General features: G+C 58.4%; 22 protein-coding genes and 1 pseudogene. 15 read left to right on the top strand and 8 right to left on the bottom strand.

Going from position 1 to position 23753, the window contains the following annotated elements:
* Nucleotides 1-201 precede the first annotated feature (201 nt).
* A complete protein-coding gene (locus AC0V6L_RS04635) occupies nucleotides 202-1524 on the top strand; it encodes a homoserine dehydrogenase (protein WP_486153209.1) in 1323 nt (440 codons plus the stop codon).
* Nucleotides 1525-1550: 26 nt separating this feature from the next.
* Here the strand turns inward: AC0V6L_RS04635 and AC0V6L_RS04630 are convergent, their stop codons facing one another.
* Together AC0V6L_RS04630 and AC0V6L_RS04625 are read right to left on the bottom strand one after the other, a co-directional pair.
* The gene (locus AC0V6L_RS04630) at nucleotides 1551-2003 is read right to left on the bottom strand and encodes a hypothetical protein (protein WP_486153208.1); all 453 of its coding nucleotides are present in this window, start codon (nucleotides 2001-2003) and stop codon (nucleotides 1551-1553) included.
* Nucleotides 2004-2112: 109 nt separating this feature from the next.
* Nucleotides 2113-2697 carry a hypothetical protein gene (locus AC0V6L_RS04625; RefSeq protein WP_486153207.1) on the bottom strand — a complete coding sequence of 195 codons (585 nt, stop codon included), beginning with the start codon at nucleotides 2695-2697 and terminating at the stop codon, nucleotides 2113-2115.
* Nucleotides 2698-2863: 166 nt separating this feature from the next.
* On the opposite strand from AC0V6L_RS04625, the gene glpX reads away from it, so the two are divergent.
* Complete coding sequence (gene glpX / locus AC0V6L_RS04620; RefSeq protein ID WP_486153206.1) at nucleotides 2864-3892, top strand: class II fructose-bisphosphatase; 1029 nt, start codon at nucleotides 2864-2866, stop codon at nucleotides 3890-3892.
* A gap of 393 nt (nucleotides 3893-4285) precedes the next feature.
* Complete coding sequence (locus tag AC0V6L_RS04615; RefSeq protein ID WP_486153205.1) at nucleotides 4286-4945, top strand: hypothetical protein; 660 nt, start codon at nucleotides 4286-4288, stop codon at nucleotides 4943-4945.
* Nucleotides 4946-4957: 12 nt separating this feature from the next.
* On the opposite strand, the gene AC0V6L_RS04610 is transcribed toward AC0V6L_RS04615, so the two are convergent.
* The 4 genes from AC0V6L_RS04610 to AC0V6L_RS04595 all read right to left on the bottom strand — a co-directional run bounded on the left by AC0V6L_RS04610 (nucleotide 4958) and on the right by AC0V6L_RS04595 (nucleotide 8360).
* Nucleotides 4958-5242 (bottom strand): ribose-phosphate pyrophosphokinase, encoded by a 285-nt coding sequence (locus tag AC0V6L_RS04610; protein WP_486153204.1) that lies wholly within the window; start codon nucleotides 5240-5242, stop codon nucleotides 4958-4960.
* 85 nt (nucleotides 5243-5327) lie between these two features.
* Nucleotides 5328-6263, bottom strand: coding sequence for a ribose-phosphate pyrophosphokinase (locus AC0V6L_RS04605; protein WP_486148624.1), 936 nt, complete (start codon nucleotides 6261-6263; stop codon nucleotides 5328-5330).
* Nucleotides 6264-6740: 477 nt separating this feature from the next.
* The gene (locus tag AC0V6L_RS04600) at nucleotides 6741-7619 is read right to left on the bottom strand and encodes a helix-turn-helix domain-containing protein (protein WP_486153203.1); all 879 of its coding nucleotides are present in this window, start codon (nucleotides 7617-7619) and stop codon (nucleotides 6741-6743) included.
* Between the two features lie 255 nt (nucleotides 7620-7874).
* A complete protein-coding gene (locus AC0V6L_RS04595; protein WP_486153202.1) occupies nucleotides 7875-8360 on the bottom strand; it encodes a tetratricopeptide repeat protein in 486 nt (161 codons plus the stop codon).
* An 80-nt stretch (nucleotides 8361-8440) separates the two neighbouring features.
* Between AC0V6L_RS04595 and AC0V6L_RS04590 the strand changes: the two are divergent.
* From AC0V6L_RS04590 to amt, 12 genes and pseudogenes are all read left to right on the top strand, one after another.
* Nucleotides 8441-9246: pseudogene (locus tag AC0V6L_RS04590) on the top strand (inositol monophosphatase family protein).
* Nucleotides 9247-9375: 129 nt separating this feature from the next.
* Nucleotides 9376-10143: a preprotein translocase subunit SecD gene (locus AC0V6L_RS04585; protein WP_486153201.1), complete on the top strand. Its 768-nt coding sequence runs from the start codon at nucleotides 9376-9378 to the stop codon at nucleotides 10141-10143.
* Nucleotides 10144-10542: 399 nt separating this feature from the next.
* The gene (rpmI, locus tag AC0V6L_RS04580) at nucleotides 10543-10746 is read left to right on the top strand and encodes a 50S ribosomal protein L35 (RefSeq protein ID WP_486148616.1); all 204 of its coding nucleotides are present in this window, start codon (nucleotides 10543-10545) and stop codon (nucleotides 10744-10746) included.
* Nucleotides 10747-10888: 142 nt separating this feature from the next.
* Nucleotides 10889-11248, top strand: a complete 360-nt coding sequence (gene rplT, locus AC0V6L_RS04575) for a 50S ribosomal protein L20 (RefSeq protein WP_486148614.1) — start codon at nucleotides 10889-10891, stop codon at nucleotides 11246-11248.
* A 188-nt stretch (nucleotides 11249-11436) separates the two neighbouring features.
* Nucleotides 11437-12360, top strand: coding sequence for a helix-turn-helix domain-containing protein (locus AC0V6L_RS04570; RefSeq protein WP_486153200.1), 924 nt, complete (start codon nucleotides 11437-11439; stop codon nucleotides 12358-12360).
* A 65-nt stretch (nucleotides 12361-12425) separates the two neighbouring features.
* On the top strand, nucleotides 12426-13577 hold the full coding sequence (pheS, locus tag AC0V6L_RS04565) for a phenylalanine--tRNA ligase subunit alpha (protein WP_486153199.1): 1152 nt from the start codon (nucleotides 12426-12428) through the stop codon (nucleotides 13575-13577).
* A complete protein-coding gene (pheT, locus tag AC0V6L_RS04560) occupies nucleotides 13574-15976 on the top strand; it encodes a phenylalanine--tRNA ligase subunit beta (protein ID WP_486153198.1) in 2403 nt (800 codons plus the stop codon). Before pheS ends, pheT begins: the two co-directional genes overlap by 4 nt.
* A gap of 19 nt (nucleotides 15977-15995) precedes the next feature.
* On the top strand, nucleotides 15996-17528 hold the full coding sequence (locus AC0V6L_RS04555; RefSeq protein ID WP_486153197.1) for a peptide chain release factor 3: 1533 nt from the start codon (nucleotides 15996-15998) through the stop codon (nucleotides 17526-17528).
* A 37-nt stretch (nucleotides 17529-17565) separates the two neighbouring features.
* The gene (locus AC0V6L_RS04550) at nucleotides 17566-18435 is read left to right on the top strand and encodes an alpha/beta fold hydrolase (protein ID WP_486153196.1); all 870 of its coding nucleotides are present in this window, start codon (nucleotides 17566-17568) and stop codon (nucleotides 18433-18435) included.
* A 20-nt stretch (nucleotides 18436-18455) separates the two neighbouring features.
* Entirely contained in the window at nucleotides 18456-19016 is a 561-nt protein-coding gene (locus tag AC0V6L_RS04545; protein WP_486153195.1) for a pyridoxamine 5'-phosphate oxidase family protein, read from the top strand.
* 212 nt (nucleotides 19017-19228) lie between these two features.
* Entirely contained in the window at nucleotides 19229-19567 is a 339-nt protein-coding gene (locus AC0V6L_RS04540; RefSeq protein ID WP_486148600.1) for a P-II family nitrogen regulator, read from the top strand.
* 15 nt (nucleotides 19568-19582) lie between these two features.
* Nucleotides 19583-20986, top strand: a complete 1404-nt coding sequence (gene amt / locus AC0V6L_RS04535; protein WP_486153194.1) for an ammonium transporter — start codon at nucleotides 19583-19585, stop codon at nucleotides 20984-20986.
* Nucleotides 20987-21160: 174 nt separating this feature from the next.
* Here the strand turns inward: amt and AC0V6L_RS04530 are convergent, their stop codons facing one another.
* Together AC0V6L_RS04530 and AC0V6L_RS04525 are read right to left on the bottom strand one after the other, a co-directional pair.
* On the bottom strand, nucleotides 21161-22756 hold the full coding sequence (locus AC0V6L_RS04530; RefSeq protein WP_486153193.1) for a GMC family oxidoreductase: 1596 nt from the start codon (nucleotides 22754-22756) through the stop codon (nucleotides 21161-21163).
* Between the two features lie 23 nt (nucleotides 22757-22779).
* Complete coding sequence (locus AC0V6L_RS04525) at nucleotides 22780-23742, bottom strand: sterol desaturase family protein (RefSeq protein WP_486153192.1); 963 nt, start codon at nucleotides 23740-23742, stop codon at nucleotides 22780-22782.
* Nucleotides 23743-23753: the final 11 nt, after the last annotated feature.

Genomic DNA, 23753 nt, shown 5'->3' with positions numbered 1-23753 from the left:
GTGACGTTTATGCGCTTGTCGCCAAGCCACCCGCTCCCTCCACCCTTCCACCCGGATCATAGCCCGGTGTGAAAATCCGGGTGCAAGGGCGGAGGGAGCGTGTGGCCCAGCCCTAAGCCTTTGGCGGATGCCAGAGGCGCACCCAATACTGACACGCCAAAAAACACGAACCCACAAAACTCAATTTGCGGAGCGCATCTTTTGTCCAACACGCCAACCCCTCCCGCTCCCTTGCGCATTGCCATTGCCGGACTTGGCACGGTGGGCGCAGGCGTCATCCGCCTGCTTGAGACAAACCGCGATCTAATCGCTGCCCGCGCAGGCCGGATGATCGAAGTGGCCGCGGTTTCTGCGCGCGACAGGGGCAAGGATCGCGGGGTCGATATCAGCGGCTTTGCCTGGGAAGACGATATGTGCGCGCTGGCCAAGCGTGATGACGTTGATGTGGTGGTCGAACTGGTCGGCGGGTCCGATGGCCCAGCGCTTGCGCTCAGCCGGGCAGCCGTCAATTCGGGCAAGGGGCTTGTCACGGCCAACAAGGCGATGATCGCGCATCACGGATTGGCGCTGGCTGATGGGGCAGAGGCAATGGCCGCGCCGCTCAAATTCGAAGCGGCTGTGGCAGGCGGCATCCCTGTTGTGAAAGGCCTGCGCGAAGGGACCGCCGCGAACGCGCTGACCAAGGTTTACGGTATTCTCAACGGGACGTGCAATTACATCCTGTCCGAAATGGAAGCGACAGGCGCAGATTTTGCGCAGGTTTTAAGCGAGGCGCAAAAACTTGGCTATGCCGAGGCGGACCCCACTTTCGATATCGAGGGCGTGGATGCGGCGCATAAACTGGCGATCATCGCCGGGATTGCCTTTGGCGCTCAGCTTGATTTCGACGCTGTGCGCACCACCGGGATAACCGCTGTGCGCGCCGCTGACATCGCACAGGCCGATGGGCTGGGCTATGTTATCCGCCTGATTGCAGAGGTTGATCTGAGCGGAGAAGATGGCGCGCAAAGCCTGCTGCAACGGGTGCGGCCATGCCTTGTTTCCAAGGATCACCCTTTAAGCGCGGTTGATGGCCCCACCAATGCCGTGGTGGCAGAAGGCAATTTTTCAGGCCGCCTGCTGTTTCAGGGCGCGGGCGCGGGCGATGGCCCCACCGCCAGCGCGGTGGTGGCAGACCTTATCGATATTGCGCGCGGCGATGTGGGGGCGCCGTTCTCCATGCCCGTCAGCGATCTGACAGCTTATCCCCCGGCAGAGCCCGGCCAACGGCTGGAGCGCACCTATCTGCGCTTTACGGTCAATGACCGGCCCGGCGTGCTCGCGGAAATCACCGCAGCGATGCGCGATGGCGATGTCTCGATTGAAAGCCTGATCCAGCAGGGCCGCAAACGCGATGGCGGCGAAGTCTTGGTTGCGATTGTCACCCATGAAGGGCCAGAGGCAAATGTGCGCCGCGCGCTGGAATTGCTCGACGGGTCCGAAAGCCTGACGGGTGAACCGCTGGTCCTGCCGATTTTGGGATAGGTTTCCCGCCGCCGCGACCGCTTGCTTTATTCGCTCTCTTCATACTTGGGCGGCGGCAGGTCCAATGCCTCGCTGCGTTTCTTGATTTCTTCGGGCGAAAACCCCTCATCTTGCTCAAGCGGCGGCAGACCGCGGGCGATCCGGTCCGCATCTGATCCCTCAGGCGCCTGCGGCAGCGCCTCAATATCAATCAAAATGGGATGCCCGCCTGGAGCTGAGCCAAATTTCGCCTTGAAAGTAACGCCGACCATTGGCGGGGTGGGATCGATGTACATGTCCAGCGGCTTTAGCCCTTGGGTCTTTTCGGCATAGCGTTTCTCCCACGCCGCTTTATCCCAAGATCCATCCGTAACCTCGCCCAGTTTGCCGCACACGATAATCTCGCCTCGAATACGCGCGTTTTCTGCTTCTTCAGCGCATCGCTCATCAGCGATTGGATCGGGCGTCGTTTCAGTGTCAGAAACCGTCAGATCGAGCACAAATTTGTCTTGATCGCTGCCCGCTTCGCTTTGTCCCCACGCGGCCGCCGTGCAGGACAGCGCCAGCGCGCAAAGGCTGGCTGTTTGGCCTATCCACCATACAAAGGGCCTATTCGCTCTTTTCATATTTGGGCGGCGGCAGGCCCAATGCCTCGCGGCGTTTCTTGATTTCTTCGGGCGATAATTCCTCATCTTGCCCGAGCGGCGGCAGGCCGCGCGCGATCCGGTCCGCATCTGATCCCTCAGGTGCCTGCGGCAGCGCTTCGACATCAATCAGGATTGCGGCCTCGGGCGGGCAGGGCGGGATGATGCACGCGCCTGATATCGTCGCCGGCCCTTTGAAAATGCCCGCGCCTGACACATCAAGCGAGGTGTTCTCACCCTGAAACGCGGTTTCCTCGGCATAGCGTTTGCGCGCTTCTTCGCGGCTGCCGGAATAATAGTTTTCGCCTTTTTCGCCCAATTGGCGGCACACGATGATCTCACCGCTTAAGGTGGCGGCATCGGCGCGGTCTTCGCATGCCTGCGCCTGCGCTTGATTAACATCGCCGCGCGGCACGGTGATGAGAATATCAACAGGGTCAGGCCGGGCAGGCGCGGTAACAGGCTGCGATGCTTCGCCATCCTCATCCAAGGCTGCGTCTGCATCATCCGTCACGCCTGCGTCATCCTGCGCGGCCACAGGAACACTCATGCAAGCCAGCGCAAACGCGCCACCTGCCCGAAAGGATAGCTTTCGGGCATTCGGGCGGGCATTCTGGCGGGTATTACGGAGAAAGGCATTCAGATCGCTCGACAAGCCTGCCTCCTTATGACTAGACGCGGGCACATATCCAATGCGGAGAAGGACTGAATTTCGCATGAACACTGCACCTACCACGGACATTCTTGCTGACAAGCAGACAGATGATGAAAACTCAATTGAGCGCGTTCTGGTGCTTGAAATGGTGCGCGTCACCGAAGCTGCGGCGGTGGCCGCGGCGCAATTGATCGGGCGCGGCGATGAAAAAGCCGCTGATGCCGCTGCGGTCGAAGCGATGCGGCGGGCATTCGACAATCTCTACATGGATGGCACTGTCGTAATCGGCGAAGGCGAGCGCGATGAAGCGCCGATGCTGTTTATCGGCGAAAAGGTCGGCATGGGTAAGGGGCCCAAAATCGACATTGCGCTGGACCCGCTTGAAGGGACCACCATCACGGCCAAGGCCGGCCCCAACGCGCTTGCTGTTCTGGCGGCGGCGGAAGAAGGCAACCTTTTGAACGCGCCCGATGTCTATATGGACAAGCTGGCCGTTGGACCGGGTCTGCCCAAAGACGTGATCGACCTTGCCAAATCGGTAACTGAGAATGTGAAAGCGGTGGCCGATGCCAAAGGGAAAAAACCTGCCGATATCAATGTGTGCGTGCTCGATCGCCCGCGCCATGCCGATTTGATTGCCGAATTGCGCTCGATTGGATGCGGCGTGCATCTGATCGGCGATGGCGATGTGGCCGGCGTGATTGCGGTGACCGATCAGGACACCGGTATTGATATGTATATGGGATCAGGCGGCGCACCCGAAGGCGTTCTGGCCGCCGCCGCTCTGCGCTGTGTGGGCGGACAATTCAACGGCCGGCTGACATTCCGCAATGACGATGAAAAAGGCCGCGCCAAAAAGTGGGGCATCACCGATCTTGATCGCATCTACAAGCTGGAAGATCTGGCCAAAGGCGATTGCATCTTTGCCGCAACCGGCGTGACGTCAGGCTCGCTTCTCGATGGGGTAAAAACCCGCAAGAAATCGACAGGCGCCACAATCATGACAACCGACAGCGTCGTCATGCGCGCTTCATCGGGCACCGTGCGCTGGATCAAAGGCCAGCACAGAATTGCGCCGCATCATAGTTGAGCAAATGGCGGATGCACGCGCAGCGGTCCTCGCACGGCACACACAAACGTGCGCTGGATCAAAGGCCAGCACCGGATTGCACCGCATCACAGCTGAGCCAAGGGCGGATGCGAGCACGGCGGTCCTCGCACGGCACACATGACAAGACGTGCGCTGGATCAAAGGCCAGCACAGAATTGCGCCGCATCATAGCTGAGCAAATGGCGGATGCACGCGCAGCGGTCCTCGCACGGCACACACAAACGTGCGCTGGATCAAAGGTCGGCACAGGATTGCACCGCATTATGGCTGGACCGGAGGCCTGAAACAGGCGAGGCCCCGCTGCCTTGCTCAAGGTCCGTTCATCTGGGTGCGTGTTAGTGGCCGTCTCGTTTGACTTCAGGGCAGACTCCTTTGCGCATATCAACCGCCCTTTTCCTTCTTGCGACAGCCCTGCCTGCCTCTGCCGAAGAGGCTGCTCGCCAACCCGATGCGCAAGTGCTCCAACAGCTTGCTCTGCTGGGTGAACGCGATCCCGCGCTCACTGCTGCCAAAGCCAACTTGATCGATTGCGAGGAAGGGTGTCTTACGCCCTCAGAAGCGGTCGCGCTTGCTTTCACCGCAGGCGCGGACCAGCCGCGCGCCGGGCGGTTTCTGCTTGATGTAAGCGGAGGCGGGCAAAGCCTGTTTGGCAATCTGGGCGAATTGTTCTTTGTCAGCTCGCATCCCGATTATGCCGAATTTGGCACGCTCACCATCGCGTTTGAGGCGCGCGTTCTGCGCAATCTGCTGCGCCGCGCGCGCATTTGCGGGGGCACTCTGGTCAAGGGCGAGATTACGGTCGAAGGGTGCCGCGGGCGCGGCATCAAGGATGTGAACATGTTCACCATGATGCAGGCTTTGCACAAACGCCGGATCGTGGTGGAAGGCGACATCCGCCTGCAATGGATCGATGCAAGTTTCGGCCTGCGATCGCGCAGCAGCAACAAGCGCGGCGAATTTGAAAAAGGGTATTATCAGCCCTGGGTGCTGGTCGAGGATGCGGACCAGATCAGCTTTGCGTATGAGGATTGAAGGGTCAGGGCTTCAGCGCCCACCCCAATATTCAAACGCCAATTGCTGATGCAGCGCGACATAGGCCCGCGCCTCGGTTCCTTCCCAGTCCATTGGCCATTCGCCGGGCAAATCATCTGCCAGATGAGATCGGCTGACAAACCACCCCTGCCCGGGCAATCCATCCGATTGCCGCACCACCAGAACCGCCAAACCCGGCTCCCCTGCCAATCGCCCCGCTTCATCAATCCGGTCCATCGCCGCACACAGGCTGCGCATTTTGGGCCGGGTAAAGCTGTATCCCAGTAGGTTCAGCATTTGCGAATAGGTAAGCGCATTGCGAGCGCGCGCTGCCCCGATCAGCGTTTCGCGAATTTCGGCTGGGTCGAAGATTTACGACCCCTCAATCAAACAGTGAGCTGACTGAGCTTTCATCGGCAATCCGCCGGATCGCCTCGCCCACCAGCGGGGCGATGGTCATGATGCGGATTTTGCCTGATTGTTCCGCTGCCTCTGTCGGGCGGATGGAATCGGAGATGACCAGCTCTTTCAATTGCGAGCCGTCGATCCGCGCCACCGCTCCGCCTGACAGCACGCCGTGCGTGATATAGGCGGCGACCGATTTTGCGCCGCTTTCCAGCAGCGCATCGGCCGCATTGCACAAGGTGCCGCCGGAATCGATGATGTCATCAATCAGCACGCAGTGGCGGCCTGACACATCACCGATAATGTTCATGACCTCGCTTTCGCCCGGGCGATCGCGGCGTTTGTCAACGATGGCGAGCGGGGCATTGTCGAGCCGTTTGGCTAAAGCCCGCGCGCGCACCACGCCGCCGACATCGGGGCTGACGACCATCAAATCCTGATCGCCATAACGCGCCTGAATGTCCGCTGCCATGACGGGCGCGCCATACAGGTTATCGGTTGGGATATCGAAAAAGCCCTGAATTTGCCCCGCATGCAGATCAACCGCCAGCACCCGGTCAGCGCCAGCCTCGGTGATAAGGTTCGCCACCAGCTTTGCCGAGATAGGCGTGCGCGGGCCGGGCTTTCTATCCTGACGCGCATAGCCGAAATAGGGAACAACAGCGGTGATCCGTTTGGCCGAGGCGCGGCGCAGCGCATCGATGCAAATGAGCAATTCCATCAGATTGTCATTGGCCGGAAAACTGGTCGGCTGGACCAGAAACACATCTTCGCCGCGGACATTTTCGTGGATTTCGACGAAGATTTCCTCATCGGCAAACCGGCGGACGCTGGCATCGGTCAATGGGATTTCGAGATAGGCGGCGATTGCGCGCGCCAGGGGCAGGTTTGAATTGCCGGACATGATTTTCATGGTTGCGAATCCCCTCACCAAACAGCTTTATGGATCGCCTAGCCCAGCGTCATGAAAACGCAACAGATGAGGCGATTTTGTTGGGTGCGGATTGCACGTCTGTCCTGACCTTGGCCGGGTGTTTTCGTCGGGTGCGGTCAGGACATCCGTCCTGACCTTGGCCGGGCCACCCACCTCCCCGCCCGTCCACCAAAGGTTCCATAGGATATGGTGGACGGGCGGGGAGGTGGGGTGGCTCGGCGTGAGCGCCAGCGAACACAGACAAAACGCCCGTCCACCAAAGGTTCCATAGGATATGGTGGACGGGCGGGGAGGTGGGGTGGCCCGGCGTGAGCGCCAGCGAACACAGACAAAACGTTCGTCCGCCAAGGGTTCCATAGGATATGGTGGACGGGCGGGGAGGTGGGGCGGCGTCAGCGTCGTGAGGCTCAAACAAATCACCCGGCGAAGTATCTAGCCGCGCCCCACCCCGCAGTCTCACTTCTGCCAGGGGCGTTTCCCACCTGGTGCCAATCGTTTCAGTTCTTCCAGCCGCCGGGCGGCGCGGGTCTCCAGATTGATCGTAAGCAGCAACCGCTCTTTTGATCGGAAAGCGTGCGGGGTTGTCCCGAAAAAAGCCTGGAATTCTCTGATCAGATGCGACTGGTCGAAATAGCGCAGCAGAAATTCTTCTTCCTCCGCTTCATCCGAAAGCCCCAGCATCTGTGCGGCCAGATCGAGCGCGCGCGCCCGGCGTAGCACCGTTTTGGGCGTGAGGCCAAAATCGCGCCGTACCACGCGCTCCAATTGGCGCAGGCTGATATCATTGGCTTCGGCAAATTCGCCCGGCGCGATATTGGGATCAGCAAAGCTGGCAAGTTCAAACGCTGCGCTGATCGGATCGGGCGGCTGGGGATCGTGCTTGCTGATGTATTCGCGCACGCGTTCTTCCAATTGACGCGCCCATTCCACCGGCTCACCATTGATTGCGAAAATCGGAGCGCCATCATCGCCGACAAAGCCAAAGTAGTCCTTGCGCACGATCCGGTCGACCAATTCCGCCGCTGTAACGCCAAACAAACGCCGCTTGGCTCCGGGCCGGAATGCGATGTTAACGGTCGACATCGCACCTTTGCAAAGGACTTTCATATGACGCGAATGCGGACCGAGCAGCACCGCTTCGCGGCCCAAATGCACTGGTCCCTCTTTGGTTTGGGCCAGCCATTCACCATCTAGCAGCACACGCTGGAACGCCAGGTCGTTGCAAATCCCGCAATCAACCTCAAACTCTGCCGGAGCGTCGACTTTTGCCACGACAATGCGCGCGATCCAGGGATCGAGATCGGGCGCCGGCGCGCGATTGAGGGACAGGGGCATGCCGGAACGCGTCGTACCTGAGCGCGACTCGACCCCCTCTTTCGTGTTCTTCATGTCCCCCAATGCCTGATCTAATACTGACCCGTCTTTATCCAGACGATTTATGCTTAACACATGTTGGAGACAAAGACTGCATGATTTGCGTCACAGGCAGACGTAAATCATCGTGATCGAAGCAATAACAGCGAGATTTCTATCAAAGCGCTCGAATAAATCTTGGGGATCGGTCAACTGCACATGACCAAGACTGGCAATCTATCTGATTTCCGCGATCATCTGCGTGGCAATCCGGCGCTGTTCGGTGGTGATAAGGGTCGCGGTCTGCGCCTCGTCCTGACTGCCCAGTGCAATGGACCGCGTCAGGAAACCGCGCGCTTTATCGTGATCACCTGCGAGGAAAAAGGCAGACCCGGCCATATAATGAAACACCCCGTTATCGGGCGAGCGGCTGACAGCTTTTGCAAAGGTTCGGCCTGCCTTATCATAGTCCATGGCCTGCAATTGCTTGAGTCCGCGATTAAACAGCCGGTTTGCGGCCGCATCACTTGCCTGTTCATTGCCCGCCCGATTGTCGCAGCCAGCCGGACAATCACGCGCGCCCAATTGATCGCGGATCAATTGATCCTGCGGAGGCTGAGCCCGTGTGTGGGCCAGTGCGTGGGCCAACGGGTGGGCTGAGGGCAACAGGCCAGTTGATGCGCCAACAAGCGCAAAAGCGGTGATGATCTTACGGGCTGTCACGATGGCTGTTTCTCCGTTGCAAAGCATAAACGCACAGTTAGCTTCGCAAAAGCAGCGCGGATCGTTACAGGCTGGCTTTTATGACTGACACCGATCTCGCTTTTGCGCACAAACTTGCCGATGCCGCTGGCCAGGCTATCCGCCCCTTGTTCAGGGGGATTGGGAAGGGCACCGCAAAGCCGATGCCTCTCCCGTGACAGAGGCTGACCGCGCGGCAGAGGCCGCCATGCGTTCCTTAATTGAGAAGCACTGCCCCGATGACGGGATTATTGGTGAGGAATACGGCACCCGCAATGAAGCCGCCGGGCGGCAATGGGTGCTTGATCCGATTGATGGCACAGTCAGCTTTATGGCGGGCCGCCCGATATTCGGGACATTGATCGCGCTGTGTCAGGATGGCTGGCCGCTTTTGGGCGTGATTGACCAGCCGATTGCGAGCGAACGCTGGGCAGGCCAGATCGGTGTGGGCACCACATTTAACGGCAATCCTGTCACCACGCGCACAGGGCGGCCTTTTACCGAGGCTACACTGGCGACCAGCAGCCCGCATTATTTCAGCGCTGACGATGCCGATGCTTATATGAAACTGGCCGCGGCGATTGGCGGAAATCGCCCGCAGGCACCGATTATCTATGGCGGGGATTGCTACAATTACGGCCTGCTCGCCAGCGGCCATATCGACATCGTATGCGAGGCGGGCCTGAAACTGCACGATTACGCAGCGCTTGTCCCCGTCGTCGAAGGAGCAGGCGGAGTGATGAGCGATTGGCAAGGCAATCCGCTGGATGCGGGCAGCGCCGATGCCGAAGGCGGCAGGGTGATTGCCCTCGGCGATCCGGCGCGGCTCGATGATGTGCTTGAGGCGATGGGCACACCGGGGGGCTAACCGGGGGGCGGGTGCTGAACCATCGCAATCGCCCGCCGCTGTTCCAGTACGCGCCCAGCGCTATGCAATCTTTAAATCGCCTGAGAATTCACCGGGAAACAGGCTTGGCAATAAAAGGGGGCATATTCAATGAGCCGAACGGTACAAAGACGCGCTAATTGGTTCTGGAGCATTATCGCAGCAATAGGCCTTGCAGCATGCAGTGAAGCCGCAGGGCTTTCAAAACCCACGCATCAAATTGTCTATGAAGTGGATGGTGAGGCTATTCCCGAAAACGCCGACCGTGATGCACTGGCCGAAGCAACGCGCAAAGTGATTGCGGCCAGGCTTGGTGCTGGTTCGCCGGTTACACTTCATAATATCGACCTGACATCCGGTGGACGGCTTGTGCTTGATGTATCCGGCCCTGATGCGTCTGAGGCGGTGCAATCGGTTATCGGCATGAAAGGGGAAATGACCTTTCAATTGGTCGATCAATCCGCTTCTTGGCAGGATATCGAGAAGGGCATCGTGCAACCCGGCCGCGCGATTTTTCCTTCACGCGATGGCCCTCCGATGGCGGTGTACCGCCTTGGAGGATTGCGAGGCCGCAACATTATTGATGCAAAGGTAGAGATTGATGAGGCCTCGGGCCAGCCCGTTGTCTTAATCGGTCTTGATAATGCTGGCGCTTTGAAACTGGCGCAGTTGACGCGCGACAATGTGGGCAGTCCGATGGCGATGATTTTAGATGGAGAGATCATTTCTGCTCCCATGATAGTCGAACCGATTACCGGCGGCCAATTGCAGCTGTCGGGCGGCTTTACTCATGCGGAGGCCAACAGCCTTGCAATCGCCCTGAAAAGCGGTGCGCTGCCTGTGCCCCTGAAATTGGTGAAGGAGCGGGCCATCGAATAATCTGGAAGGATGCGAGGATTTCAGCAGGCAGGGAGCGTTTTCCTACAGGCGATGGAAATGGCATGAACAAAGGTATGTCTTGCGCCCACCTTTCTACGCTATTTTCGCAACAATCGCTGCATGATGGATGCACAGCACCGTGTCGCTGCCCCCAGCGCTTTTCTTCGCCAGGACCGTGTAACATGCGGTCCATGCTTCAGACTTCGAGGCGGAAACCTGAACGGCGCGGGCCATCTGTGGCGATCGGGTGCATTGCAGGCTTAGCGGCTCCGTCAAATCGCTTGCCTACAGGGGCCTGCGCCCCTAAGAGCGGCGGCTTCAACGACACGAATCAAGCGATCGGCCTGGCTACAAGGGCTGCCAGGGCCGGTTTGACGTGTCTCTATCTAGGAGATGAAAATGCCCAAGCTTAAGACCAAAAGCGGTGTGAAGAAACGCTTCAAAATCACCGCAACCGGCAAGATCAAGCACGGCGTCGCGGGTAAGCGTCACCGGCTCATCAGCCACAATGCGAAGTATATCCGCCAAAACCGTGGCACCACGGTCGTGTCCGATGCCGACACGAAAACCATCAAGAAATGGGCGCCCTACGGGCTTGACTAAGAGGGACGGCTAGCGCCGCCTGCCGCAGCCTCCCGCGCCCTCCACCCTTCAACCCGGACCATACTCCGGTTGAAAATCCGGGTAGAAGGGCGGAGGGAGCGGACGGCTTGGCACACCAGACAAGACACAAGGATATACAGACATGCCACGCATCAAACGCGGAGTTACCACTCGCGCCAAACATAAGCGGATCCTCGATCAAGCCAAAGGCTATCGCGGTCGCCGCAAGAACACCATCCGCATCGCGCGCCAAGCCGTCGAAAAGGCAGGCCAATACGCATACCGCGATCGCAAAGCCAAAAAGCGCAGCTTTCGCGCGCTGTGGATTCAGCGCATCAACGCGGCTGTTCGCGCCGAAGGCCTGACCTATTCGCAGTTCATGCATGGCGTGAAACTGGCCGGGATTGAGCTGGATCGCAAAGTCATGGCCGATCTTGCCATGAACGAGGAAGCGGCGTTCAAAACCATCATCGCACAAGCGAAAGCCGCGCTTCCCGCGTAAGGCTCAAAACGCTTTCCTACACCCTTGGCGAGCGGTTATTGCTGCATTCGTCAGGGTGCGGGACAACAATGGGGCGGTCTTGCAAAAAGGCCGCCCCTTTTGTGTTTGGCAATCGCAGGGACCGGGCGGGCTTGTAAGAATACGCCGCAAAACTTGTAGAATCGCGCCACACCGCGCAAACTGGACCAATGGGTCAGGACAGTAACAGGGGAAGCGCAGCGGATGCGCAGGCGGCGACCGGAGAGCATCGCCCCAGCGTGCGCAGCCGGTTCTACGCTCCGCCGGCGCAGTTTGATGGGTGTTTCACATCGTTCTACCAATTGGCGCTTGATGCGGATGAAGGCACGCGGGTCGAGGACTATCTGCAACCCGAATGGGCCAATATCCGCTTCTTCGCAGGCGGCAGACCTTTGGCTGAGATTGGTAGCTCGCGCGTCGAAGGCCCCCGGTTCAGCGCGACCGGACCAAGCGCGCTGCCGTGCCGGTTTGAGCTTGGCACATCGCGGATGTGGGGCATCGGTTTGCTGCCGCTGGGCTGGGCGCGGTTCATGGATGTGGATGCCAGCGACCGGGTGAACCAGGTTCGTGATGGCTCTGCTGATCCGGCCTTTGCCAAGTTCGACTGCATGTCGGACGTGCTGTGCGATGAAACCGCCGATGAAGAGGTGCAGTTTGCGCATATCGTGGAGCAAATGGGCAGGCTGATGCGGCCCAGCCGTGATGAGCCCAAGATCCTGCGAGTGCACACCGCGCTTGTCGATGCGGATCTAGCAACAGTGGGCGAGCTGGCCGATGCAAGCGGGATGAGCGTGCGAACGCTGGAGCGGGTGTGCCGCCGCTACTTTGGGTTCACGCCCAAGCTGTTGATGCGGCGTCAGCGCTTTATGCGAAGTCTGACAACATTCATGCTGCATCAGGGTTCGCATTGGACTGAGGCAATGGATGAACACTATCACGATCAAGCGCAGTTCACGCGCGAATTTCGGGAGTTCATGACAATGAACCCAAGCGAATATGCGAGCCTCGATCACCCAATCCTCGCCGCGTTTGTCGAAGCGCGAGCGCGGGTTTGGGGCTCAGCCGCGCAGACGCTCGACCCGCCGAAGGGCTGATCGCAGCCGCAGGGCGGGGCAAAGGCTTTGCATGGAGGGCCAAATAGCGCTAGCGGGCGCTCATAATGACTGACCTGACGACACAGAAAGACGCAAGCCTTGGAGCGATAGCCGGGGCTGAAACGCTGGAGGCTTTGGAAGCGGCCCGGCTGGAAGCTTTGGGCAAGAAAGGCTGGATCAGCCTGATGCTCAAGACGCTGGGCCAGATGTCACCAGAGGAACGCGCAGAGGCTGCGCCCGCCATTCAGGCCGTGCGCGCCGACGTGGCTGATGCGATAGAGGCGAAGAAAGCGCAACTAGAAGCCGCCGCGTTAGAAGCGCAATTGGCAGCAGAGACGATTGACCTCACCTTGCCCGCACAACCCTTGCCGCGCGGCTCGATCCATCCTGTCAGTCAGGTGATGGATGAACTGGCGGAGATCTTTGCGGATTTGGGCTTTGCCGTGGCGACAGGGCCTGAGATTGAGGATGACTGGCACAACTTCACCGCGCTCAATATGGATGAGAGCCATCCCGCGCGCGCGATGCATGATACGTTCTACTTCCCGGATAAGGCCGCTGAAGGGGCTTCAAGTAGCGAAGCGGTAAGCCAACAAGAACGCGCGATGCTGCTGCGGACCCATACCAGCCCTGTGCAGATCCGCTCGATGAAGGCGCTGAGCGCTAGCCACAAAGGCGGCGCACCCATCCGCATCATCGCGCCAGGCCGGGTCTATCGCAGCGACAGCGATGCAACGCATACCCCGATGTTCCATCAAGTCGAAGGTTTGGTGATCGACCGTGATATCCATCTGGGGCACCTCAAATGGACGCTTGAGACCTTCTTCAAAGCCTTCTTCGAACGCGAAGACATCACACTGCGCCTGCGCCCATCCTACTTCCCGTTCACCGAACCTTCGGTCGAAGTTGATGTGGGCTATTCCAATGAAGGCGACCGCCGCGTGGTTGGCGGGCACGGTGATGAGCCGGGCTATGACTGGATGGAACTGGGCGGCAGCGGCATGGTGAACCGGCGTGTGCTGGAATTTGCAGGGTTTGATCCAGACCAATATCAGGGGTTCGCCTTTGGCCTTGGGATCGACCGGATCGCGATGCTCAAATATGGCATGAACGACTTGCGCGCATTCTTCGATGGTGATCCGCGCTGGCTGTCGCATTATGGCTTTGCTTCGGTTGAACAGCCCACCTTGTCAGGCGGCGTGGGAGTGCGGCCATGAAGTTCTCGGTCACATGGCTCAAAGATCACCTCGAAACAGGCGCAAGCCTGCAAGAGATCGCTGATGGGTTGAATGCCATCGGGCTTGAAGTTGAGGGGATTGAAGACCCTGCCGAACTGCTCAAGGGCTTCAAAGTCGCGCATGTCATAAGCGCTGAAAAGCATCCCGATGCGGACAAGCTGCAAGTCTTGAAAGTCGACACTGGCGAGGGTGATCTTCTGCAAGTCGTGTGCGGCGCGCCCAACGCGCGCGCTGGCATGAAAGGCGTGTTGGGCCTACCCGGTGCAGTGGTGCCATCCAACGGTATGGAGCTGCGCAAAGCGGCCATTCGCGGCGTTGAGAGCACCGGCATGATGTGCTCTGCGCGCGAGCTTGATTTGGGTGAGGATCACGATGGCATCATCGAATTGCCCGGTGATGCGAGCACCGGTCACAGCTTTGCCGATTATCAAGGCTCATCGCCGGTCATTGACGTTGCGATCACGCCGAACCGCCCCGATTGCATGGGCGTTTATGGGATCGCGCGCGATCTCGCTGCTGCAGGTTTGGGCACACTAAAGCCGATCGCGTTTCCCAAATTCGGTGCATCGGGCGCTTGCTCGGTTGAAATCCGCACAGACGATGCTGAGGGCTGCCCCGCATTCTATGGCCGGGTTATCAAAGGGGTCACCAACGGCCCCTCGCCCGATTGGCTGCAACAGCGGCTGAAAAGTGCAGGCCAGCGTCCGATCTCGCTGCTGGTGGATCTCACGAATTACCTGATGCTGGCCTTTGGCCGCCCGGCGCATGTCTATGATCTGGCAAAGCTGCAAGGCGCAATTGTCGCTCGGCGGGCCAAGTCCGGCGAGCAGGTGGCGGCGCTCAACGACAAGACCTATACGCTTGATGAAAGCATGGTGGTGATCGCAGACGAGAGCGAAGTCCACGACATTGCAGGCATCATGGGCGGCGCACATTCGAGCGTTCAGGATGATACGCGCGATATTCTGCTGGAGATTGCCTATTTCGACCCACCTCGCATTGGGGTGACGGGCCGTAAGCTGGGACTGGCCTCAGATGCACGCACGCGGTTTGAACGCGGGGTTGATCCGGCGTTTCTGGATGACGGGCTGGACCTTCTCACCGGGCTGATTGTGGAACTGGCAGGCGGCAGCGCGAGTGAGGTGGTGCGCGCAGGCTCCCCTCCGGCTGAGCCCAAAGTGGTTGCGTTTGACACCGGACTGACAGCCAAGTTGGGCGGCGTCGAGGTGCCAGACCAAGAGCAGAAACGCATCCTTGAAAGCCTTGACTTTACTGTGGATGCGGATTGGCAAGTCACGTGTCCGCTGCGCCGCCATGACATTGAAGGGCCTGCCGATCTGGTTGAAGAGATCGTGCGCATTCACGGTCTAGGCAATGTGAAAAGTGTGGCTTTGCCCCGCGCGGACGGCGTTGCGCGTGCGACAGCGACGCCGGAGCAGATTACCGAACGCCGCGTGCGCCGCGCTGCGGCAGGAGTTGGGCTTAACGAGGCAATCACGTGGTCCTTCCTCCCCACGACTGAGGCGGAGCACTTCGCGCCAGAAGGTGCGCAGTTGTGGTCGCTTGCCAATCCGATCAGCGAAGACATGAAGACCATGCGCCCCTCGCTTATTCCCGGTTTGCTGATGGCGGCCAAACGCAATGCGGATCGCGGTGCTGAGACGACACGGCTGTTTGAGCTCGGTCGGCGCTATTTCAAGGGAGAGAGCGGCGCCAGCGATGAACGCGCGACCTTGGGCGCGGTGCTGGCGGGCGAGAAAACGCAGCGCGGCTGGCAATCAGGCAAAGCTGCCTCATTCGATGCCTATGATGCCAAATCGCTCGCGCGCGCATTGCTGGGCGTAGCCGGAGCTCCGATTGATAAGCTGCTGGTCATGGGCGAGGCCGGACCCCAATTCCATCCCGGCCAGTCAGCGACACTCAGGCTTGGTCCCAAGAAGGTGCTGGCCCGGTTCGGGATGATTCATCCGGCGACTTTGAAAGCATTCGATATGGACGGCCCGGTTGCAGCCGTTGAATTGTTCCTTGATGCGCTGCCTGCAAAGAAAGCGGCGAAAGGCCCGATCAGCTTTGCCCGCCCCAGTTTCACGCCGCCCGCTCTTCAAGCGGTGACCCGCGATTTTGCGTTTCTGGTGCCTGAGGATTTGGCCGCAGACGATCTGCTCAAAGCGGTGCGCGCCAGCGATAAAGCCAATATCACTACTGCGCGCATCTTCGATGTGTTTACCGGCGAGGGCGTGCCTGAAGGTCAGAAATCGCTCGCCATTGAAGTGACACTGCAACCGCGCGAGAAGAGCTTTAAGGACAAGGAATTGAAGGCGATTGCCGATGTGATTGTTGCAGCTGCCGGCAAAGTGGGAGCGCAGCTGCGCGGGTAAGCGCTGCTAAGCAAAACCTATGTCAAACCGCCGCACTTTTGCCATCATCTCGCACCCCGATGCGGGTAAAACGACGCTGACTGAAAAGCTGCTCTTGCAAGGCGGCGCAATCCATTTGGCCGGCCAGGTGAAAGCGCGCGGCGATGCGCGGCGCGCGCGGTCTGACTGGATGAAGATTGAGCAGCAGCGCGGGATCTCTGTCACGTCAAGTGTGATGACATTTGAAAAGGAGTATGACGGGGAGAAAATCACTTTCAACCTGCTCGATACGCCGGGTCACGAGGATTTCTCTGAGGACACCTACCGCACTTTGACAGCCGTCGACAGCGCAGTGATGGTGATCGATGCGGCCAAGGGTATTGAGCCGCAGACGCGCAAATTGTTCGAAGTTTGCCGGCTGCGCAGTGTGCCGATTATCACCTTTGTCAACAAGGTGGACCGCGAAGGCCGCGATCCGTTTGAGACACTGGACGAGGTTGCCGACATGCTTGCGCTGGATGTCAGCCCGCAAAACTGGCCAATTGGCATGGGCGGGCAATTTGAAGGCATTCTGGACTTTGCCAATGGCACCGTCGCTCGCCCCGAAGGCGCGTCCAAGGAATTTCTCGGCACGCGCGAGGAAAACCCCGTCATCCCTGATGACTTTGCCGAAGAAGCCGAATTGGCGCAGGTCGGCTATCCTGAATTTGACGCACAGGCTTATCGCAATGGCGATTTGACGCCGGTGTTCTTCGGCTCTGCGCTCAAAAACTTTGGCGTTACCGATCTGATTGACGCGATTGCGCAGCATGCACCGCCGCCGCGCGCGCAATCTGCAGGCGATGATCAGATCGCGCCCGACCATGACGAGGTCACTGGTTTCATCTTTAAGGTCCAGGCTAATATGGACCCCAATCACCGCGACCGGATCGCATTTATGCGGCAGGTTTCGGGCACGTTTAAGCGCGGGATGAAGCTGACGCCTTCGGGTCTTGGCAAACCCATCGCGATCCATTCACCGATCCTGTTCTTTGCTCAAGATCGTGAGATTGCCGATACAGCCGAAGCTGGCGATATTATCGGCATTCCCAACCATGGCACTTTACGAGTGGGCGACACTTTGAGCGAAAAGGATCAGGTGCGCTTTACTGGCCTGCCCAATTTCGCGCCAGAGATCCTTCGCCGGGTGCAGTTGAAAGATCCGACGAAAACCAAGCAGCTGAGAAAAGCGCTCGATGATCTGTCCGAAGAAGGGGTGATCCAGGTTTTCTATCCCGAAATTGGCGCGCAGCATATTGTGGGCGTTGTCGGCCAATTGCAGCTCGATGTGCTCATTTCGCGGTTGTCAGCCGAATACAAGGTCGAAGCGGCACTTGAAGCGGCCCCCTTTGCCACCGCGCGCTGGCTGAAAGGCGATGCCAAAGCGATGGACGAGTTTGAAAGCTTTAACCGGCCAAACCTTGCCAAAGACCGCGACGGGGATCTGGTGTTTATGGCCAAAAGTCCGTGGGACGTGAACTACCAGATGGAAAAGAACCCTGAGCTGACCTTTTCGGCTACCAAAGAACGCTAGGCTTGCGAGGGGCGTAAGTTCGGGGCAATGCGGGGGCATGACTATCGCCGGACCCACTTCACAGACTTTCATTTCGCAGCGGCTCAAGCTCAATTATTTTGACTGGGGCAATTCTGAAAAACCGCCTTTGGTTTTGGTGCATGGCGGGCGCGATCATGCGCGCAATTGGGATTGGACCGCAGAAGCCTTGCGCGATGATTATCATATTGTCGCGATGGATCATCGCGGCCACGGCGACAGCGATTGGGTGTCGGATGGCAACTACAATTCCAACGACATGATCTATGATCTGGCGCAATTGATTCATCAATTGGGACGCGGCCCGGTCAGTATCGTGTCGCATTCCATGGGCGGCAATGTTGCGCTTCGCTATGCTGGCATGTTCCCGGAAATGGTCGAAAAACTGGTCGCGATCGAAGGGCTGGGCCCATCGCCGGAATGGAAAGCAGAGCAGCGCCAAACGCCTTATCCTGAACGCATGCGCGAATGGATTGAGAAAAAGCGCAAAGCCGCCGGGCGAAGCCCTCGCAAATATGACACGATTGAGGCCGCTTTTGCCCGGATGATTGAGGAAAATTCATATCTCACCCCGGAGCAAGCACGCCATCTGACCATTCACGGCGTTAATCGCAACGAAGATGGCACTTATACATGGAAATTTGACCCGCATCTCAATGTCTGGGGTGTGGAAGATGTCGCGGACGATTTTGTCGAAGCGACATGGGGCGCGATCACTTGCCCAACGCTGTTGCTTTACGGTGCAGATAGCTGGGCTTCCAATCCCGAAAAGGATGGCCGCCTGCAACATTTCAACACCGCACAAGTGATCGAATTCGAGAAAGCGGGGCACTGGCTGCATCACGACCAGTTTGATCGCTTTATCGCGGTGCTGCGCGATTTCCTCTAGAGCTTGACGGAGACCTTACGATGGCTGACTTTTTCGATGCGTTAGAGCCCAAGCACGTGGCGATGATTGAAAAACAGCCCGTATTCTTCGTTGCAACGGGAGCGTCTGATGGGCGGATCAATCTGAGTCCCAAAGGCTATGACGCGTTTCGTGTGCTCTCGCCTACGCAGGTTGGGTATCTGGACCTGGGCGGATCAGGAAATGAAACACACGCGCATCTAACAGCGGATGGGCGGATAACTGTGATGTTCACCAACTTTGATCGTCCAGCCTTGATCTTGCGCATTTATGGAAAGGGACGGCCGGTTTTGCCGCAAGACGATGAATGGCAAAGCTTCGCTGAGCATTTCACAATGATGCCGGGCACTCGCCAAATATTTGTGATCGACATCGACAGCATTCAGACATCGTGCGGTTGGGGTGTGCCGTTTATGAGCCTTGAGGGCGAACGCGAAACGCTCAAAAAAGCACACCGCCAGACTGAGCCCGATGCATGGGAGGCCAAGATGGCGAAGCGCACCAGCAGTATTGATGGCCTGCCGACGCGCGCGACGGATCGCTATATTGCGGGTGAAGAATAGAGAATGTTCGCAAAGGTCTTGGACCTTTCCACGAAAGAATCCATCCCGAACTGCCCAAATAGTAAGCAAAAGATTAAAATTTGCGCAGGCACTATTCCAAGGGGTCTGTGCAAGCCGCTGATTCCGCTGCGTCAGCCATATTACAAAATTATGGCACGCCTTTTGCTCTCTTGATCCTGCCGGGCCGTCCGGCGCGCAAAGAGGGGGCAAAGATGAAGTTCATCATCGCCATCATAAAACCGTTTAAGCTTGACGAGGTCCGCGAGGCTTTGGGCAGTATCGGCGTTGCCGGGATGACCGTTTCCGAAGTCAAAGGGTTTGGCCGTCAAAAAGGCCAGACCGAGATTTATCGCGGCGCAGAATATTCGACCAACATGCTTCCCAAGGTGAAGCTTGAGATTGCAGCGAGCGATGAGATCGCCGCGCAAGTGGTCGAGACAATCCAGCAAACCGCCAACACCGAAGCCATCGGCGATGGCAAGATATTCGTGCTCGATCTCGCATCGGCAACCCGCATTCGCACCGGCGAATCCGGCGAAACAGCGCTGTAGAGAGGGGATCAGACAATGCAATTTTCACTCATAAAAAGTGCAGTGGTGGCACTGGGCGCGGGCATCATTGCCCAGCCAGCGCTGGCCGCTGCACCCGTTATCCCCGAAGGCGCCGAACTGGTATCGGGCGGGACCGGGTTCATTCTCAACACGCTGTTGTTCCTGATCGGCGGCTTTCTGGTCATGTGGATGGCGGCTGGTTTTGCCATGCTTGAAGCGGGCCTGGTCCGTGCCAAGAACACTTCCACACAATGCCTTAAGAATATCGGCCTGTATTCGATTGCAGGATTGATGTTCTGGGTGTGCGGTTACAATATTGCCTATCCGACATTCGCCGAGGACAGCCTTGGTTTGATCGGGGGGCTCACCTCTGGATCATACACCATGCAAGCCGTCGGCGCCGATATCCTTCAGGGCGGCGACGAAGTTGCTGGATACTCAGTCGCTTCTGACTGGTTCTTCCAGATGGTCTTTTGTGCAACCACTGCGTCGATCGTCTCTGGCACTGTGGCAGAGCGAGTGAAGATCGTTCCGTTCTTCATTTTTGTCACGGTCCTGACCGGCCTGATCTACCCTGTGGTGGTCAGTTGGGAATGGGGCGGCGGCTACCTTGATAGCGTGCACGGCTTCAGCGACTTCGCTGGCTCCACCTTGGTCCACTCAACAGGCGGTTGGGCCGCATTGGTCGGCGCGATCATCATTGGTTCGCGCATTGGCCGATATGGTCCTGATGGCAAAGTCAATGTGTTCCCGGGCACCAACATTCCTTTGGCAACGCTTGGCACATTCATCCTGTGGCTCGGCTGGTTTGGCTTCAACGGCGCATCGCAGCTTGCGATGGGCAGTGTCGGCGATGTTGGCGATGTGTCCAAGATTTTTGTGAACACCAATATGGCTGCTGCTGGCGGCGTGGTGACTGCGATCATCCTGACCCAAGTGCTTTACAAAAAGGCTGACGTTACCATGGCGCTGAACGGCGCATTGGCTGGCCTCGTTTCGATCACGGCTGAGCCGCTTGCACCATCTGTTGGCGCTTCGATTGTCATCGGTGCGATTGGCGGGGCCATTGTGGTCTTCACCGTTCCGCTGCTTGATAAGCTGAAAATTGACGATGTTGTCGGCGCCATTCCAGTGCACCTGTTCGCAGGGATATGGGGCACCTTGGTCGTGGCTTGGCACACGCAGACAACCTTCAATGAAGGTGAGCCCAATGAGTACACACTGACAGTGATGGAGCAGCTTGGCAGCCAGGCGGTTGGTGTTGCTCTTACCGCCTTGTGGGTGGTGCCTGCTTCGGCTGTCGTGTGGCTTGCTTTGAAATACACCATCGGTGTGCGTCCTTCCGAGGAGGACGAAGTGAATGGTCTCGATAAAGCTGAGATCGGTGTTGAAGCCTATCCTGAATTCGCTCGAACCTGAGCGCAAACGAATTGGCGGGGGAAGAACCTCTCCCCTTTCCCCGCCTACCCTTGTTCCTCCTGCGAACAAACACCTTACGATGGGCCGGAGCACAGCGCTTCGGCCCCCTTTTTGTTGCGCAAGTACATTCACAAAGCCCCCGTTTCAGGGGCTCTCAGGAGGGCGGAAAGGCCCTTATGCGAATTCTTTTTCGGATTGTTTTACAAAGTCGGCGCAGCGTTCGCCTATCATGATACTTGGCGCGTTTGTGTTGCCGCTTACCAGTTTTGGCATAATACTTGCATCAGCGATCCACAGCCCATCAAGCCCGCGCAGTTTCAATGTAGGATCCACCACCGCATCGCCGTCCGCGCCCATGCGGCACGTCCCAACGGGGTGATACACCGAATCCGATCGTTCGCGCAGCAAATGATCGAGCGCCTCGTCATCATCCAGATCAACCGGATGGCGGTCCTTGGGTCCAAAGGCCTGCAAAGCCGGTGCTTCTGCAATCCGGTGTGACAAGCGAACCCCTTCGCGCAGCACCGCAATATCGCGCGGATCATCAAGGAAGTTGGGATCAATCAGCGGCGCATCGGCGGCATCACCCGATCCCAGCCGCACGGTCCCATGGCTTTCGGGCCGCAGCACGCAGGCATGCAGCGAAAAGCCATGTTCTTTCACCTGCTCGCGGCCATGATCTTCGAGCACGGCGGGCACGAAATGCCATTGCACATCCGGGCTTGGCGCATCGGGCATCACTTTCCAGAAGCCCCCTCCTTCGGCGTAGCAAGTCGTCATTGCGCCAGTGCGTTTGCGGCGATGTTCGACCATGGCAGCCGCCATGCGCATCGTGCCTTTTAACGTGCCGCCAATGGGCACATCGCTTTGCGTTTCCCAGGCTGAGACATAATCGATGTGATCTTGCAGGTTTGATCCGACCGCTGGCCTGTCCAGCATCACATCAATGCCGTGATCTTTCAAATGCGCCGCAGGGCCAATGCCCGACAGCATCAGGATTTGCGGCGTGTTGAACGCGCCCGCTGACAGGATCACCCCGCGCCGGGCATATAATGTTTCGGTGCGTTTGCCTTTGCGCACGACAACGCCTGTCACCCGGCCATTATCAATCATCAGCCGTTCAACCAGAGTGCCCGTGCGCACGGCGAAATTGCCTTGATCCCGGATCGGTTCGACATAGCCGCGCGCCGCTGACCAGCGTTCACCATTGCGCTGGGTGACCTGATATTGGCCAAACCCGTCCTGGCGTTCGCCGTTGAAATCTTCATTGGATCGCAGCTGCAATTCCTGCGTCGCAGTGACGAAAGCATCGCTGACCGGATTGGGAGAGACCTGATCAGAGACGAACAGCGGCCCGCCTGCGCCGTGATAATCATCGGCGCCGCGTTCATTGCTTTCGCACTTTTTGAAATACGGCAAGACATCGTCATAGGACCAGCCATCGCAGCCCATCGCGGCCCAATTGTCATAATCCCAGGCAGCCCCGCGAATATAAACCATGGCATTGATCGCGGATGATCCGCCCAGCCCCTTGCCGCGCGGTTGATAGCCGATCCGCCCATTCAGCCCCTTTTGCGGGACCGTATCAAATTTGTAGTTCGAAGAATTGCGAATGAAGGGCATGAAACCGGGCGTTTTGATAATCATGTTATCATTGCGCCCGCCTGCCTCGATCAGGCACACGCGCCGCGTTCCGTCCACGGCCAAACGGCCTGCGGACGCGCTGCCGCCACTGCCACCGCCAATGACGATGTAATCAAAACTCTCCATAACCTCTCCTTTGGAGCAGAAGGTTAAGCAGGTTTCGCGCTGTCCGCAATCGGGTTTTGATCGGCCACTGATCTCTCGCCGTGCTGGCTTGCAGGATTTCGCGCCTCCAATTGGCGGTTCATCCAGCGCGCGCGAATGCTGGTCGATGTCTCGCGGCTGTTATCATGGCTCCATCCCGGCTCGCGCAGCAAATAGGACAATTTGTGCCGCCACGGCGCGCGCATAATATCGGTCAGCATGCCGATCCATTCGTGGAACACGGACCAGATCAGGTTGAAACTGCCCAATTGTTTGACGATGCCATAGCGGATTTGTTCGTCATCGCGTTCGGGCTCAAAGGTGCCAAACATTTTGTCCCAGATGATGAAGACTCCGGCATAGTTGCGGTCGAGATAGCGCGGATTGGTCGCATGATGAACGCGGTGGTGGCTGGGTGTGTTCATCACAGCTTCGAACCAGCGCGGCATTTTTCCGATGGCCTCGGTGTGGATCCAGAACTGATAGACAAGGTTAAACCCGCCAACAAAGGCCAGCATGGCGGGGTGAAACCCAAGCAGAACCAGCGGCAGCGCAAACAGCAATCCAAATGTGAACGCGCCCGTCCATGTCTGGCGCAGCGCGGTCGACAGATTGTAATGCTGGCTGGAATGGTGGTTCACATGCGCGGCCCACATCCAGCGGATGCGGTGGCCTGCGCGGTGGACCCAGTAATATTTGAGATCATCCAGCACAAAGGCAACCGGCCAAGCCCACCACTCGCTGCCAAAATCAAACAGGCGGTATTCATAAGCCGCGATAAACAGCGCCGCTGCCAATCCGCCAAACAGCGCGCCCGCGACCGTTGATCCCAAACCAAAAGCAAGGCTGACCAGAGTATCCATAGGTTCATAGGCATCAGGCGCGCGCAGGCGTGCCCAGATCATCTCGGCCAGAATGGCGATCACGAACAGCGGCACGGCGATCTGAGTGGGCGAAAAATCAGGCATGAACGCTGGCG

Source organism: Erythrobacter sp. JB1-15 (assembly GCF_057365035.1).
This window is presented reverse-complemented; position numbering and strand designations above follow the sequence as displayed.